The organism is Saccharothrix sp. ALI-22-I, assembly GCF_001984175.1.
Classification (GTDB): domain Bacteria; phylum Actinomycetota; class Actinomycetes; order Mycobacteriales; family Pseudonocardiaceae; genus Actinosynnema.
Genome location: NZ_MTQP01000069.1, coordinates 54,891 through 69,704, shown reverse-complemented (window position 1 = coordinate 69,704; position 14,814 = coordinate 54,891). Strand labels below are relative to the sequence as shown.

General features: G+C 70.0%; 16 protein-coding genes and 2 pseudogenes. 10 read left to right on the top strand and 8 right to left on the bottom strand.

Going from position 1 to position 14,814, the window contains the following annotated elements; all coding sequences use genetic code 11:
- The 6 genes from ALI22I_RS42580 (at nt 1) to ALI22I_RS42555 (ending at nt 7,347) form a co-directional block, all read left to right on the top strand.
- Complete coding sequence (locus ALI22I_RS42580; RefSeq protein ID WP_238598845.1) at nt 1-1,251, top strand: SGNH/GDSL hydrolase family protein; 1,251 nt, start codon at nt 1-3, stop codon at nt 1,249-1,251.
- Nucleotides 1,252-1,907: 656 nt separating this feature from the next.
- On the top strand, nt 1,908-3,284 hold the full coding sequence (locus ALI22I_RS42575) for an alginate lyase family protein (RefSeq protein WP_077011298.1): 1,377 nt from the start codon (nt 1,908-1,910) through the stop codon (nt 3,282-3,284).
- A gap of 79 nt (nt 3,285-3,363) precedes the next feature.
- Nucleotides 3,364-4,503 (top strand): sensor histidine kinase, encoded by a 1,140-nt coding sequence (locus ALI22I_RS42570; RefSeq protein WP_077011297.1) that lies wholly within the window; start codon nt 3,364-3,366, stop codon nt 4,501-4,503.
- Entirely contained in the window at nt 4,500-5,165 is a 666-nt protein-coding gene (locus ALI22I_RS42565) for a response regulator (protein ID WP_077011296.1), read from the top strand. The genes ALI22I_RS42570 and ALI22I_RS42565 overlap by 4 nt, the downstream gene beginning before the upstream one ends.
- Before the next feature lie 152 nt (nt 5,166-5,317).
- Nucleotides 5,318-6,001 carry a DUF2306 domain-containing protein gene (locus tag ALI22I_RS42560; protein WP_238598844.1) on the top strand — a complete coding sequence of 228 codons (684 nt, stop codon included), beginning with the start codon at nt 5,318-5,320 and terminating at the stop codon, nt 5,999-6,001.
- A gap of 95 nt (nt 6,002-6,096) precedes the next feature.
- Nucleotides 6,097-7,347 (top strand): sialidase family protein, encoded by a 1,251-nt coding sequence (locus ALI22I_RS42555; RefSeq protein WP_077011295.1) that lies wholly within the window; start codon nt 6,097-6,099, stop codon nt 7,345-7,347.
- A 127-nt stretch (nt 7,348-7,474) separates the two neighbouring features.
- Here ALI22I_RS42555 and ALI22I_RS42550 read toward each other — a convergent pair whose 3' ends face one another.
- Together ALI22I_RS42550 and ALI22I_RS42545 are read right to left on the bottom strand one after the other, a co-directional pair.
- Nucleotides 7,475-7,654 (bottom strand): hypothetical protein, encoded by a 180-nt coding sequence (locus tag ALI22I_RS42550; protein ID WP_077011294.1) that lies wholly within the window; start codon nt 7,652-7,654, stop codon nt 7,475-7,477.
- A 28-nt stretch (nt 7,655-7,682) separates the two neighbouring features.
- The gene (locus ALI22I_RS42545; protein WP_077011293.1) at nt 7,683-9,137 is read right to left on the bottom strand and encodes a DHA2 family efflux MFS transporter permease subunit; all 1,455 of its coding nucleotides are present in this window, start codon (nt 9,135-9,137) and stop codon (nt 7,683-7,685) included.
- 195 nt (nt 9,138-9,332) lie between these two features.
- Between ALI22I_RS42545 and ALI22I_RS42540 the strand changes: the two genes are divergently transcribed.
- A complete protein-coding gene (locus tag ALI22I_RS42540) occupies nt 9,333-9,932 on the top strand; it encodes a TetR/AcrR family transcriptional regulator (RefSeq protein WP_077011292.1) in 600 nt (199 codons plus the stop codon).
- A gap of 46 nt (nt 9,933-9,978) precedes the next feature.
- Here ALI22I_RS42540 and ALI22I_RS42535 read toward each other — a convergent pair whose 3' ends face one another.
- Both ALI22I_RS42535 and ALI22I_RS42530 read right to left on the bottom strand, forming a co-directional pair.
- Nucleotides 9,979-10,197 carry a hypothetical protein gene (locus tag ALI22I_RS42535; RefSeq protein ID WP_077011291.1) on the bottom strand — a complete coding sequence of 73 codons (219 nt, stop codon included), beginning with the start codon at nt 10,195-10,197 and terminating at the stop codon, nt 9,979-9,981.
- Entirely contained in the window at nt 10,194-10,556 is a 363-nt protein-coding gene (locus tag ALI22I_RS42530; protein ID WP_077011290.1) for a BlaI/MecI/CopY family transcriptional regulator, read from the bottom strand. The genes ALI22I_RS42535 and ALI22I_RS42530 overlap by 4 nt, the downstream gene beginning before the upstream one ends.
- A gap of 157 nt (nt 10,557-10,713) precedes the next feature.
- On the opposite strand from ALI22I_RS42530, the gene ALI22I_RS42525 reads away from it, so the two are divergent.
- The 3 genes and pseudogenes from ALI22I_RS42525 to ALI22I_RS54185 form a co-directional block, all read left to right on the top strand.
- A complete protein-coding gene (locus ALI22I_RS42525; protein WP_077011289.1) occupies nt 10,714-10,968 on the top strand; it encodes a heavy-metal-associated domain-containing protein in 255 nt (84 codons plus the stop codon).
- 85 nt (nt 10,969-11,053) lie between these two features.
- Entirely contained in the window at nt 11,054-11,407 is a 354-nt protein-coding gene (locus tag ALI22I_RS42520; protein WP_077011288.1) for a hypothetical protein, read from the top strand.
- A 223-nt stretch (nt 11,408-11,630) separates the two neighbouring features.
- Nucleotides 11,631-11,993 (top strand): annotated as a pseudogene (locus ALI22I_RS54185) (multicopper oxidase domain-containing protein); the annotation flags it as partial.
- A 314-nt stretch (nt 11,994-12,307) separates the two neighbouring features.
- On the opposite strand, the pseudogene ALI22I_RS54180 reads toward ALI22I_RS54185, so the two are convergent.
- The 4 genes and pseudogenes from ALI22I_RS54180 to ALI22I_RS42495 all read right to left on the bottom strand — a co-directional run.
- Nucleotides 12,308-12,505: pseudogene (locus ALI22I_RS54180) on the bottom strand (BlaI/MecI/CopY family transcriptional regulator); the annotation flags it as partial.
- Nucleotides 12,506-12,564: 59 nt separating this feature from the next.
- The gene (locus ALI22I_RS42505; RefSeq protein WP_077011287.1) at nt 12,565-13,200 is read right to left on the bottom strand and encodes a DUF305 domain-containing protein; all 636 of its coding nucleotides are present in this window, start codon (nt 13,198-13,200) and stop codon (nt 12,565-12,567) included.
- An 81-nt stretch (nt 13,201-13,281) separates the two neighbouring features.
- The gene (locus ALI22I_RS42500; RefSeq protein ID WP_143532726.1) at nt 13,282-13,671 is read right to left on the bottom strand and encodes a DUF6153 family protein; all 390 of its coding nucleotides are present in this window, start codon (nt 13,669-13,671) and stop codon (nt 13,282-13,284) included.
- 162 nt (nt 13,672-13,833) lie between these two features.
- On the bottom strand, nt 13,834-14,778 hold the full coding sequence (locus tag ALI22I_RS42495; RefSeq protein WP_077011285.1) for a DUF3152 domain-containing protein: 945 nt from the start codon (nt 14,776-14,778) through the stop codon (nt 13,834-13,836).
- Nucleotides 14,779-14,814 lie beyond the last annotated feature (36 nt).

Below are 14,814 nucleotides of genomic sequence, written 5' to 3'. Positions count from 1 at the left end.
GTGAAGCGCTCGATGACGGCGGTGTTAGCCGCCCTGCTGCTCCTGCTCCCGACCGCGGCCTCCGCGTCACCCCGCGTGACCTGGATCGGGGCGTGGGCGACATCGCCCACCACCGTGCCCGCGTCGGACACCACGACGTTCGAGAACCAGACCCTGCGCCAGATCGTGCACCTGAGCGTCGGCGGCAGCACGGTCCGGGTGCGGCTGTCCAACGAGTTCGGCACACAGCCGCTGGTCGTGGGGGAGGCCCACGTCGCACGCCGGGCGGGCACCGGTGCGGCGGTCGAACGCGGCACCGACCGGCGGCTCACGTTCGGCGGGCGCACGTCCGCCACCCTGCCGCCCGGCACACCTCTGCTCAGCGACCCCGTGGCGCTGCCCGTGGCCGCCGACTCCGACCTCGTCATCAGCATCCACCTGCCGCGGCGCACGCCCGCGACCACCGTGCACGCCTTCCCGTTCCAGGACGGGTACCTCGCGGCGGGCAACGTCACCGGGCAGACCGACATCACCCCGACCGCCGTGCTGGGCAAGTGGCACTTCCTCACCGGCGTCAGCGTCACCGGCAAGCGCGGGGCGACCGTGGTGGCGTTCGGCGACTCCATCACCGACGGCGCGGAGACCACGCGCGGCGCGAACCGGCGCTGGCCCGATGTGCTCGCCCGCCGCTTCCAGGACGACCCGCGCCTGCGGCACCTGGGCGTGGTCAACGAGGGCATCGCCGGCAACCGCCTGCTGCACGACCCCAACCCGCCCGCAGGCCACCCGGCGGAGGGGTACGCGGCGTACTTCGGACAGGCCGCGCTGCGCCGCTTCGACCGCGACGTCCTCGCCCAACCGGGTGTCGGCCACGTCGTGGTGTTGCTCGGCGTCAACGACCTGGGGCACCCCGGCACCAGTGCGCCGGAGTCGGAGAAGGTGACCGCTCAGGACATCATCGGCGCCCACCGGCAGCTGATCGCCCGAGCCCGCGCACAGGGCCTGCGCATCTACGGCGGCACCATCACCCCGTTCCGCGACGACACATTCGGCTTCTACAGCCCCGAGAACGAAGCCGCACGCCAAGAGATCAACCGCTGGATTCGCACCAGCGGCGAGCACGACGCCGTCATCGACTTCGACCGCGCCACCCGAGACCCCGACCAGCCCGACCGCCTGCTGCCCGCCTACGACAGCGGCGACCACCTCCACCCGAACGACGCCGGCATGGCCGTCATGGCCGCCGCCGTGCCCCTGCGCCTGTTCCGGTGACCCACGTGCGGGGCCGCCCACCGCACCTGGCGGCCCCGCACCCCACCGGGGACCGTTCTGCCCCAGCGAGAGTCGCTCCGGAAGCCCGTACGCGATGCGTGCAGCGACAGCCGCCCGGAAGCCCGTACCCGATGAGTGCCCGCCCGACACCGCCCGCGTTCACGTCGTGCCGCCGCTGACCGGTCGGAACCAGTGCTTCGCAGGGGTCCTCGCCAAGGGGACCCCCTGCTTTTACCCTGCCACATCCGGTGTGGTGCGGTCGGCCACGACTCCGGTGTGGCCCGGGTGTAGACGTAGGTGATGTCCACGCCCGGTTCGGGGCTGGTCAGCTCGCCTGCGTAATAGCGCTGGTCGGGGTCGCGCACGGAGTACACCAAGCGGAACGGGACCAGGCTGCCGGCCGTCGGGCGTGGAAACCAGGCGACACGATCGCCACGTCGCGCTCCTCTCTCGCCGCGTGCCGGGACACCGTACGAGGCGGACGCCGAAACCACTACCCGAAACCACTACCCGTGCGGGAGCCCGGTCACCGCTTCTCGCCGCTGGAGCACCTGCTGGGAAACGCCGAAAAGCCGTTATCCGCGGCCGGCCACTCCGTCTCCTGATCGTGAGTCACGTCCGTCCCGGGGCGGCCGACGATCGAGGAGAGGTCTCTGATGGAGCACGGAGTGTCACCGGACGCCGCTCTGATCGGCCGCCGCCGGTTGCTGAAGGCCGCAGTCGCCGTCGGCGCGGCGGGCCTGGTCGGCGTGGGGTGCGGGACGGCGGTAGGTGGAGCGCCGGCCGGGGTCCGGTCGACCGGAACGACCACCGCGGGCCGGACGAGTGGCGTCGAGCTGACCGGCTCCGCGGCGACCGCACCCAGCACGCCCCCGACGACCACCGCAACGACCACCGCGGCAGGGACGACGACCACCGGGCCCACCGGCCTCGTGCACCCCGGTCTGCTGCACACGCAGGCGGACCTGGACCGGATGGCGGCCAAGGTGGCCGCCGGCGCGCAACCGTGGGCGGCCGGCTGGGACCGGCTCACGGCCAACCCGCACTCCCGGAACACGTGGCAGCCCAGTGCGCAGGCAACGGTCTACCGCGGCACCGGTAGCCCCGAGAACTACGCGAAGCTGTACAACGACATCCACGCCGCCTACCAGAACGCCCTGCGCTGGCGGATCACCGGCGACACCCGACACGGCGACACCGCCCGCGACATCCTCAACGCCTGGTCGGGAACGCTCCGGGCGGTCGAGGGCACCGCGGACAGATACATCGCCGCCGGTGTCTACGGTTACCAGTTCGCCAACGCCGCCGAGCTCATGCGCGATTACCCGGGATTCGAGCTGGCCCGATTCCAGAACATGATGCTGTCGGTCTTCTACCCGCTCAACAACCGGTTCCTGCTCGAACACAACGGCGCGTACATCACGAACTACTGGGCGTCCTGGGACCAGCTCACCTACGCCTCGGTGCTGGCCATCGGCGTCCTGTGCGACGACCGCGGGAAGGTCGGCCAGGCGATCGACTACTTCCAGTCCGGCGCGGGCATGGGATCGATCCGCAACGCCGTCCCGGTGCTGCACCCCGGCGGTCTCGGTCAATGGGTCGAATCGGGGCGCGACCAAGGCCACGCCACCCTGGGCATCGGACTGACCGCGGCATTCTGCGAAATGGCCCACAACCAGGGTTATGACATGTACGGGTACGACGACAACCGTTTCCTGGCCGGTGCCGAATACGCGGCGAAGTACAACCTCGGCCAGGACGTGCCGTACACCGCGTTCACCTGGAAGAAAGGCAACCCGAACAGCTGGTCCGGATCGGAGACGTTCACCGCCGCCTCGCCGGCCGGTCGCGGGAACGTCCGCCCCATCTGGGAGATGATCCACAACCACTACGTCGTCCGGAAAGAACTCTCCGCGCCGAACATCAGCGCGATGGCGGCCCAACACCGGGCGGAAGGGGGCGGCGGCGACTACGGGCCCAACAGCGGCGGTTTCGACCAACTGGGGTTCGGCACGCTGACCTGCACCCGTTAGCCGCGCGTCGGACTTCCGGCGCCGTCACCTCGTACTTCAGGCCGATCTGGAGCGGGGCGGACTCTCGTACCATCACCGGGTGCAGGATCTTCTCCGCTCCACGTGGGATGAGCCCCGTCCCCACCACCCGCCGGCGCGGGTGTGGCGGGACTGGGTGCTCGTGGGGTTGCTCGTGCCGACGGCGGTGCTCGAAGGAGCCCTCCGGCCGGATCTCCCGTGGCTGAACCTCTCGCTGATCGCCGTCATCGGGCTGGTGCCCACGTTGCTGTGGCGGCGCACCAGACCGTTGCCGATGGTCGTCATCGCCTTCGGGACGGGGGGTGCGCTCACGCTGCTGACGGGCGGGGACCACACCGAGCCTTACACCATGGTGTACCACCTGATCCTGGTGTACGCGCTGGTCAGGTGGGGTTCCGGGCGCGAGGTCGTGATCGGTCTGGCGATCGTGCTCGGCAGCGCCTGCCTCTCGATGGTCCTCCGCCCCACCGGCCTCGCCGACGTGATCGGCGGGCTCGCCGTGTTGTTCTCGGCCATCGCCCTCGGCGCGGCGTTGCGCTACCGGGCCGGGATGCGGACGCGTGAGCTCGACCAGGTCAAGCTGGTCGAACGGGAACGCCTGGCCCGGGATCTGCACGACACCGTCGCCCATCACGTCTCCGCGATCGCGATCCGCGCCCAGGCGGGTCTGGCGACAGCGGTGTCGCAGCCGACCGCCGCCGCCGACGCCCTCCGGGTGATCGAGGCCGAGGCCTCGCGCGCTCTGGTCGAGATGCGCGCCATGGTGCGCGTCCTGCGCCGGAACGAGCCCGTGGACCTGGCGCCCAGCCCGCGCATCGCCGATCTGGAGCAGCTCGTGAGCCGAGGCCGCACCGGCCCGTCGGTCGAGGTGGGCATCTCCGGCGACATCGACGACCTCCACCCGTCGGTCGACACCGCGATCTACCGCCTCGCCCAGGAGTCGGTCACCAACGCGCGACGGCACGCCCGGCACGCGACCCGCATCGAGGTCCACGTCGCCGCCGACGACAGGTCGGTGCACCTGCGCGTGAGCGACGACGGTGACACCGGCGGTCTGCGCCTGACCGCCGCTCCCGGATACGGGCTCATCGGCATGTTCGAACGCGTCGACCTGCTCGGCGGCACATGTGAAGCAGGCCCTGACCCGGAACGAGGCTGGATCGTGACCGCCACACTGCCCCGGACCGGGTCACCCGCATGAGCATCCGGGTGGTCGTCGCCGACGACCAGGAGATCGTCCGCACCGGGCTCACGATGATCCTCGACGCCCAACCGGACATCGAGGTCGTCGGCCAGGCCGCCGACGGTCGGCGCGCCGTGGAACTCGCCCAACGCCTGCGCCCCGACGTGTGCCTGTTCGACATCCGCATGCCCGGCGTCGACGGCATCGAGGCCACGCGTCTCCTCGCCGGGCCGGCGGTCGAGGACCCCCTCGCCGTCGTCGTCATCACCACGTTCGACCTCGACGAGTACGTCTACGCAGCCCTGCGGGCCGGAGCTCTGGGCTTCCTGCTCAAGGACGCGGGCCCTGCCCTGCTCGCCCAAGCCGTCCACGCCGCCGCGAACGGCGACGCGCTCATCGCCCCCAGCATCACCGCACGACTGCTCAGGACCTTCGCCGCCGCCGGTCCCGCCGCACCACCGGTGCAACCGATCGAACCGCTCACGGACCGCGAGGAGCAGGTCCTGGTCACGGTGGCACGGGGACGCACCAACAGCGAGATCGCCGACGAGCTGCACATCACCCTGAGCACCGTCAAAACGCACATCGCCAGCCTGATGGCCAAGCTCGGCGCCCGAAACCGCGTCGAGATCGCCATGTGGGCCTACGAGACCCACCGCGTCCGCAGCCGAAAGTACTAGGCCGTCCCCGCTTATAGGACGGCTCGGCTCAGGCCCTTCTTCCGATGATCTGCGACCACCCCGGTCGCCAGAATCGGACCACGACGACGCCGAATCCGACGACGTGGCACCGGTCGCCCGCCGAGGGACGACCAGAACGAAGGGCCTTCACCGTGACCTCCTCCACCAGAGCAGAGTGGCTGATACCCACCGGGCTGATCATGCTCACCATCGTGCCGATGGCCGGCGGCGTCTTCCGCCTGGCTGACCTGGCCGGCGGGGAGGTCACCCCGGAGAACGCGCGGTTCTTCGCCGCGCCCCTGCCGGTGGTGGTGCACATTTTCAGCGCCGTCCTGTACTGCCTCCTGGGTGCGTTCCAGTTCGCCCCCCGGTTCCGCCGGCGACGGCCGGGCAGACACCGTGCCCTCGGCCGGTTCCTGGTCCCGTGTGGGCTCGCCATGGGGCTTTCGGGTCTGTGGATGACCCTGTTCTACGCCCGCCCGGAGGGCGACGGCGATCTCCTCGCCGCGTTCCGACTGGTGTTCGGCTCGGCCATGGTCCTGTCGTTCGTCCTCGGCGTCGCCGCGATCCGGCGGCGGAACGTCGCCCGGCACCGCGCGTGGATGATCCGCGGTTACGCGATCGCCCAAGGCGCGGGCACTCAGGCGGTGGTCACCTTGTTCTGGATACTGCTCGTCGGCGACGCCGACGGGGTGACCAGGACACTGCTCCTGGGCGCGGGCTGGGTGATCAACGTCGCCGTCGCGGAATGGATCATCCGCAGGCGGCCGACCAGGCGAGCCCGCACCTCCGCCGGTCCCGCCGTGGCTTCCGCCGGTGGTGTGGCGGCCCAGTGAGGGCCCTGCCCGAGTCGGCGGGCGGTTACAAATTTTCGAGATCTTGGATATCTTGGGTTGCAAGTTTCGTCCGAGCGCAACTTGGGAGAGCGCGGATGTCGCTGTTACGGATTTGCGGCGTGGTCGTCGCCCTGCTGGCCGCCACCGCGGTACCGGTATCTGCGGTACCGGTGTCGGCGGGGCAGGTCGAGGCGGCGGCGCAGTCGCACTCGGAAAAGATCATCTTTGATGGCGGGGGCGACGACCTGCTCAACGGGATCAGGTACCACTCCTTCCGCATCCCGTCGTTGATCCGCACGAACACCAACCGGCTCATCGCCTTCGCCGAGGGGCGTGCCGCGAACAACGCCGACTTCGGCAACATCAACCTGGTCTACAAGGTCTCCGACGACAACGGCGCCACCTGGTCGAGGCTGTCCGAGGTGGTCGGCGCCGGGCAGGGCACGTGGGGCAACCCGACCGCCGTCGTGGACCGCTCCAACAACAAGATCTGGCTGTTCCTCAACTACCAGCCCGAAGGCCACTCGCCGGTCGACTCCTGGGACGACCGGCAGGTGTGGCTCACCTCCAGCACCGACAACGGCAACACCTGGGCGTCTCCGGTGAACATGTCCGAGACCCTGAAGCCCAGGACGTCGGCCAACGGCCGGAGCTGGAACTGGGACGCGATCGGACCGGGGGTCGGCATCCAGACCACCTACAAGAACGCGGGCCGCCTGGTCATCCCCGCCCAGCACCGCAACATCTACAGCGACGACCACGGCGTGACGTGGAAGTCGGCGGTGCTGGAGACCACGACGGGCGCCGCGATGGAGCAGACCGGCGAGTCCACCGTGCTGGAGTTGTCGAACGGCGAGCTGTACCGCAACGACCGGCCGACGTCCACGACCGCGGCGATCCAGGAACGGCGTTGGGTCACCCGCGGCACCATCGAATCGGGCTTCCGGCCGTTCGCCGCGGCCAGTTGCCTGCTCGACCCGGTGAACGAGGGCTCGACCATGCGCTACAACGCCGACGCGCCGGCCCGGCTGGCGTTCGTGAACTCGGCCAGCACCGAGACCCGCACCAAGATGCGCATCCGGATGAGCGAGGACGAAGGACGGACCTGGAGCTACAGCCGTCCGTTCTCGGACGCGCCGCTGCCGGGTGAGGGCGGCAGCTACCGGGAGGGCGGCTACTCCAGCATCACCAAGACCGCCGACTTCCACGTCGGCGCGTTGATCGAGGTGAACGAGAACACGTCGTCGAGCTCGACGTCACACCGCTCGATCGCCTTCCGGAAGGTGAACCTGCCCTGGATTCAGGGCGGCGTCCAGGATTCCGGTTGCAACGGCGGTATTTCCTGACCGACGACCCCCGTGCGGTGCCCCGGTGACTGGTGGGGCACCGCACGCGCGGCCGGTGTGCTGTCCACTTCGGACACTGGCGCAGGCGAGGCTCGGCAGTCGAACGGGTGGTCGCGCCCGAGCGGGCTCAACCCTCGATGCGCCGGATGACGCTGATCGGCCCGATCGAGTCGATGTCCGCGATCCTCACCGGCACGCCCTCGGTGGACGCGTGCACGGCGCGCACACTGTCGACGGCCATGGCCACGTGGTGCTGGTCGGAGTAGTAGATGATCATGTCGCCCGGCTTGACCTCGCCGCGCGACACGGAATGTCCGCGCCTCACTCGGCGCGGGTCAGTGGGCGAAGACCGGGCCGCCGTCCGAGCTGGGCTTGCCGGCGGGCAGCAGCAGCGGGGACACGACCGCCACCACCAGCGCCACGATCGCGCAGGCCAGGAAGGCGTTCTGGAAGCCGTCCACCGAGGCGGTCCCGTGGCCGCCGGTGTCCACGCTCGCGCCGGCGATCGCGGCCACGAACGCGATGCCGAGCGACGCGCCCAGTTCGTGGTTGGTGTTGACCAGGCCGGACATCAGACCGGCCTCGCGGTGGTCGACGTCGTTCATCGCGCTGGTGGTGGCCACGATGAACATCCACACCAGGCCCGCCGCCGAGATCATGAACCCCGGCAGCACCTCGCCCAACGCGTTCTCGCCGCCCGACAGTCGGGCCAGCCACGCGAATCCGCCCGCGGCGATCACCATGCCGATGGTCGCGACCGGCCGCCAGCCGAGCTTGGCGAGCAGGTGCCCGCAGAGGTGCACGGCGACGATCATGCCCAGTGCCACGGGCAGGAACGTGAGACCGGTCTGCAACGCGGTGTACTGCGCGACGTTCTGAAGGTAGAGCGAGGCCAGGAAGAAGCTCGCGATCAGCAGACCCGCGCCGGACAGCATCGCCAGGTTGCCGGCCACCACCGAGCGCCGGGTCAGCACCGGGATCGGCACCAGCGGGTTCGCCGCACGCCGCTCGACCACGACGAACAGCACGACCAGGACGGCGCCCGCGACGAGCGGGACCAGGGTCGTCATCGAACCCCAGCCCGCGCCACCGGCGCTGATCAAGCCGAAGATCAGCAGACCGGTCATGGCGGTCATGAGCACCGCGCCCAGCCAGTCGGCCTTGCCCTCGACCCGCCGGCCCGCCACCTGCTCGACCATCGCGAAGGTGGCCACCAGCACGCCGATGCCGACCGGGACGTTGATGAAGAACGCCCACTCCCAGCCGGGGCCGCTGGTCAGCGCGCCGCCGAGCAGCACGCCGACCGCCGAGCCGGTGCCGCCGATGGCGGCCCACGCGCCGAGTGCCTTGTTCCGGTCCGCGCCGTGGAACGTGGTCGTGATGATCGACAGGGCGGCGGGGGACAGCAACGCCGCGCCCGCGCCCTGCGCCAACCGGGAGATGACCAGCATCGTCCCGTTCACCGCGAGTCCGCACAGCAGTGACGCGGTGGTGAAGACGGCGAGACCGATGACGAACGTGGTCCGCCGACCGACGATGTCCGCCAACCGGCCGCCCAGCAGCAGGAATCCGCCGAAGACCAGGGTGTACGCCGAGATGACCCACGGCAGGGCGGCGCGGCCGAGCTCCAGGTCCGCGCCGATGCTGGGCAGTGCGACGTTCGCGATCGTCACGTCGAGGATGACCATGAACTGGGCGAGGCACAGCAGGACGAGCACGCGCCACCGCCCAGGGGACTGGGCGGTCGGCGCGTGACCGTGTCCGTGGTGCTCTCCGTGGGAGTCGCTCACCGGGTGCTCCAGAAGTCGAACGATAGTGTTAAGGAAAGCTAGCCCGCGTCCGCCCTGTAAGTCAAACACCTCTGTAAGGTTTGTCGGTCGTCCCGGTGGCCGTGGGCCGGCGAGGTCATCGCCCGACTGGTGCGTTCGTGAGCGTGGGCGGTCGTGCCGACGGCTCTGTGCGGTCTGTCGTGGGACGATGCACCCATGAGTCGTGATGGACGGCGGCGGGCGGATGCCGAGCGCAACATCGAAGCGATCCTCGACGCCGCGCTCGACTGCTTCAGCGAGCAGCCCGACGTGAGCATGACCGCCATCGCGCAGGCGGCGGGGGTCAGCCGGGTCACCCTGTACACCCACTTCCCGTCCCGGGAGGAGCTGCTGGCGCGGGTGCTCGACCGGGCGGTGTCCAGTGCGGCCGTGGTGCTCGACGCGGAGGCGTTGGACGACGGGCCCGCGGTGGAGGCCCTGTCGCGGCTCATCCGGTCGGCGTGGCACATCCTGGCCGGGTACCGGAACCTGATGACGGCCGCCGGCGCCGTGTTCAGCGCGCGTCAGGTCCGCGGTTACCACAAGGTCGTCCTCCAGCGGGTGGAGCGGCTCATCGCACGGGGACGCGACGAGGGGTCGTTCCGCACCGACCTGCCCCAGGCGTGGCTCGTCACCGTCTTCTACAGCCTGATCCACGTGGCCGCCGACGAGGTCGGCGCGGGCCGGTTGAAGCAGCGTGACGCGGCGAACGTGCTCGAAGCCACCGTGCTGGGCGCACTGACGTCACCGGCGCCGGTCGGTCGCATCGGGCGCTGAGCCGCGCCTCATCCTTGACGAGCAGTACCGGTGCGGCGCCCCGAACCTACGGACAGGCCACCGCCAGCACGTGCGAGCCGTGGTCGGGCAGGAGCAGCAGCGTGACGGCGAGCGCGGCGGTGGCCACGACGTTCGCGGTGGAGGCCGGCCAGGCCGACAGGGGGACGAGCGGATCGGCGCCACGGGCCGGCGAGCCCGGCAGCCGGCGGGGTGCCGGCAGGCCCATGAGGCCCGCCGCGACCAGCAGCGCGGCGGCCACGGTCACTTCCGGCGAGGCTTCCTCGGCAGGGCCTTGCGCAGCAGCTCGGTCTCGCGTTCAGACGCGGAGCGGGCGAAGTGCAGCAGCACGCCGTCCGGGTCGCCGGACGCGTTCACCAACTCGCGCACGGCGTTCGCCGCCGCCTCGGCCCGGCTCGTCATCGGTTCGTACCGGTAGGCCTTGCCTTCGAGTTCGCGCTGGACCCAGCCCTTGCGGTGCAGGTTGTCCAGCACGGTCAGGACGGTGGTGTACGCGAGCTGCTTGCCGGTGTCGAGCCCGTCCAGCACATCGCGCACCTTCATCGCCTCGGGCGCGCGCCACAGCACGTCCATGACCGCTGCTTCCAACTCGCCCAGTCCGTGCACTCACGCCCCCTTCGACCAACGGACATCGTACGCGGTCGATCACTCGAACGGCTGGGCGCAGTCCTATCCGCCTGCTGTGCCAACCTATACGGGCGTAGGGTATGTTACGGTTCCAATGATACCCCTACAGGGTATGGAAACCGGAGGAAGAAGTCGCATGTGCCAGAGCTGTGAGACGCCCGCTGCCACGACCGCCGACGAGGCCAAGGCCGCCGGTCTCGACTTCGTCGTCCAGGGCATGACCTGTGGTGGGTGCGCGACCAAGGTGACCAACGCCGTCCAGGGCGTTTCCGGCGTCACCGACGTGACGGTGGACATCACCGGCGGCAAGCTCAGCGTCACGGGTTCGGCCGACGAGGCCGCGATCACCGCCGCCGTCGAGGGCGTCGGGTACGCCGTCGCCCGCGCGTGACATCCCGGGAGGTGTCGCCCCGGTCATCGTCGAGCCGGGGCGACACCTCTTCGCTTGTCCACTCACCACCGGGAGGGCTGGAGCCGTGTCCGATTCGAGCAAGTTGACCGTCTGTCGTGGATGCTGCTGCGGCACCGCCGAGAAACACCCGGACATCGACCACGTCGGGCAGTTGCGCAGGTTCCGCGAGGGTGTCGGGCCGCACGCCGTCACGGTCGCGAACTGCCTGAGCTCGTGCGATTTCTCCAACGTCGTCGTGGTCCGCCCGGCGCGCGGCGCGGGCGTCAAGCCGGTCTGGCTGGGCGGCGTGCTGACCGACGAGGCTGTTGACGGAATCCTCGACTGGGTCGCCGACGGCGGCCCCGGCCGCGCCCCGATGCCCGAAGGCCTCGCTGTCCACCTGATCGACCGACCGGCCGACGACACCGTCGCGGGCTGACCGCCGGACCCCTCCGTCCGGGTATCTACTATGGTGAATAGTAGATGCCTCGGAGGGGGAGTGGGATGACCGGACCACGAGTGTCGGCCGCCAGTTCCTGCGGATCGGTGCGGGTGCGGCGGCGACCATCGGGTTGGCGGCGTGCTCGTCCGCGTCCGGTGGGGGTACGTCGCGGATCAAGCCGGATTCGCCGCTGGTCCTCGCCGCCGAACGCGCACGCGAGGTGCCGGGCGCGGCGAAGACCTCGGTGCGGTTGAACGCGGTGACCGGGGTGGTGGACCTCGGTGGGGTGCGGGTGGACACCTGGACCTACGACGGTCGGCTGCCCGGTCGGGAGATCCGGGTGAAACGCGGCGAAGTCGTCCGGGTTGAACTGGACAACCGGTTGCCCGACCCGATCAGCATCCACTGGCACGGCATCGCCTTGCGCAACGACATGGACGGCGTGCCGGGCCTGACCCAGCCGGACGTCGCCGCAGGTGGCGCGTTCGCCTACGAGTTCACCGTCCCGGACGCGGGCACGTACTTCTTCCACCCGCACTCCGGCGTGCAGCTCGATCGAGGGCTCTACGCGCCGCTGATCGTGGAGGACCCCGAGGACGGGGCGGACTACGACACCGAGCTGGCGATCGTGCTCGACGACTGGCTCGACGGCATCGACCGCACACCGGACGAAGCGTTCGACGACCTCAAGCGCAACGGCATGGCCGGCATGAGCGGCATGGACCACGGCGCGATGGCCGCGATGCCCCGGTCGTCGCTGCTGGGCGGTGACGCGGGCGACTTGGTCTACCCGCACGTGCTGGCCAACGGCCGGACGTTCCAAGACCCGGTCACAACCGAGGTGAAGGCCGGCCAACGCGTACGACTGCGCCTGATCAACGCGGCCGCCGACACCGCGTACCGGTACGCGCGGCCCTCCATGTGCCGGACCGCCCACCCCTTGCGGTGCAGGTTGTCCAGCACGGTCATGACCGTCGTGTACGCCAGCGCGCGTTCCTTCGTGATCGCTTCGAGCACATCACGGACCCGCTGCGCCTGGGACGTGCTCCACAGCACGTCCATGACCGCGGCTTCCAGTCCACCGAGCCCCCGCATCACTCCTCCTATGGAGGATAGTAAGCGTGATGCGGGGTCGGCGGTACCTCAGCCTGGTGTCAGCCGCCTGCCTGCAAGAGGCCCTGCATCTCGGTGATCTCGGCCTGCTGGCCGTCGATGATCTGCTGGGCGAGCTTCTTGGCGTCGGCGCTGGAGCCCTGCTGGAGTTCGGTCTTCGACATGTCGATGGCACCTTGGTGGTGCTCGATCATCATCTCCAGGAACATCTTGTCGAACGCGGCGTCCTTGGCCTGCTTCAACATGTCCATGTCCGCCTGGCTCATCATGCCGGGCATGGGGGTGGAGCCGTGGTCCATGCCGGGCATATCGGTGCTGGGCACTTCGGCGCCCCAGCTCTTGAGCCAGTCGGTCATCGTCTTGATCTCGGGGTCCTGCGCCTTCTCGATGCGCGACGCCAGGTCGAGCACCTTGGCGTTGGACGTCTGGCCCTGCGCGAACTTGGCCATCGTCAGCGCGTCCGCGTGGTGCGGGATCATCCCCTGCGCGAACGTGATGTCCGCGTCGTTGTGCTCGCCCGACGGCGCGGCGGCGTTGCTGGTGGCGCTCGTGGTCCCGGTCATGCTGCCCATGTCGTGGCCGCCGGAGCCGGAGTCGGAGTCGCTGCCGCACCCGGCGAGCACGAGTCCGGAGGTCAGGACGGCAAGCGCCGTCCCGACCAGGTTCTTCCTGGTCATGAGGTCCTCTGCGGTGTTGAAAAAGCCAGTCGATTGCGCGGCGTCGCGTCGGCGTCCACGAAGGACGTCACGCGCCGCCTGTCACAGCCGCAGGACGCAGAGGTTGGCCAGCAGCGCCGATGTGCCGCCGGGTCTCGGGGGAGGGGATCGCGGACGTGTCGCCCGCGTGGTGAACGACTGGAACCGTTCGGGCAGGCGTCGCCGGCGGATGGCGAGCAGGGCCAGTGCGAGGCCGAGCGCGGCGGCCAGGATCGCCAGGCACAGGTGCAGCATGTCGTGCTGCCCCGCAGGGTCTTGATCGTGCTCTTCGGACGCGTCCGCGCAGCAGTCGGCCATGGTGACGGCTGCCGAAGCGGCCGTCGGGTGCACGGCCAACTCTTGGGTGCCGAGGTGGTGCATGCCGACCACGGCGAACGCGACAGCCCACACCATGGCCCACTGCGAGGCTCGGATGCGGACTCGATGGAGCACGCCGTCACGATACACAAAACCCGTGCAGGGTATCGGTAGGGCATCGAGGACAGGGGTAACAGTGGGGCTCCCCCGTCTGACTACTGTCATGCATAGTAGTATGCGTCCGATCGGCTCCCCGTGGACGATATCCGCCCGCCGGCGTCGGCACGCCCTGGTGTGTCAACGGTTTCCGGTCGGGTACGGCCACGCGTTCGGTCGGCACACCTTGCCGTCCGCGACCACGCGGTCCGTGCCGAGCGCGACCAGGTAGTCGTTCGAGACGCCCCAGGACTGCTGCATCATCACCGGGGCGAGCGCGCCGTTGTCCTGGCACGGTTTGTGGGGGTAACCGAGGCCGTGCCCGACCTCGTGGTTGACCACGTACTGCTTGTACTCGACCAGCGCGCCCTGGAACGACACGGCGCCGCGCACCCACCGGGCGACGTTGATCGTCACGATCTCCGTGGTGGCGCACGACCCTTCGAGCGGGATCGAGAACCCGCACACGTCCCGAGTGGTCAGCTGGGAGGTGAGTCTGATGCGCAGGTCCGGCTTGCCGGTGTCGATCCGCTGGAACCCGTGCTGCCCGTCGCCGATCCACCCGCGCGGGTCGGCGAGGATGCTCGTGACGTCGGCGGCGAAGTCCTCCGGGCCGCCGGTGAGCCGCACGCCCTCTTCGACTTCGATCGTGTAGGTGATCCGGTTCACTCCGCCCACGGCCGGCGCGGTGCCGGGGACCACGGCCCACTTCTTGTTGCCTTGTGCGGTGAACTCGCCGCCTGGCGGCAGCTCCGCCGACGCGGTGGCCGCGTCGAACAGCACCGGATCGGGGTTGGGCGCCGGGGGAGTCCGGCTCGGAGACGCGTGCCCGCCGTGCGTCTCGGCGGTGACCGGTGCCGCGAGTCGAGCCGGCGGGGGAGGTGATGTGACGGTCTCGCGCACGACGAAGGCGGTCAGCCCGGCGAGCATGAGTACGCTCACGGCGGTGGCGAGCTTGCCGCGGGTCGAGCGCTTGCGCGGCTCGGCTGTCCGCCGACGGTCGGCCGGCCGGGGTCGGGCAACGAGTGGCTGGTCAGTGCGCCGTTTGCGGCTCGGGTCGGCGCGGTCGCGGAGTGAAGGCTTCATCGCGGCTCAGAATGGCACATGGGCTACTATTAACCA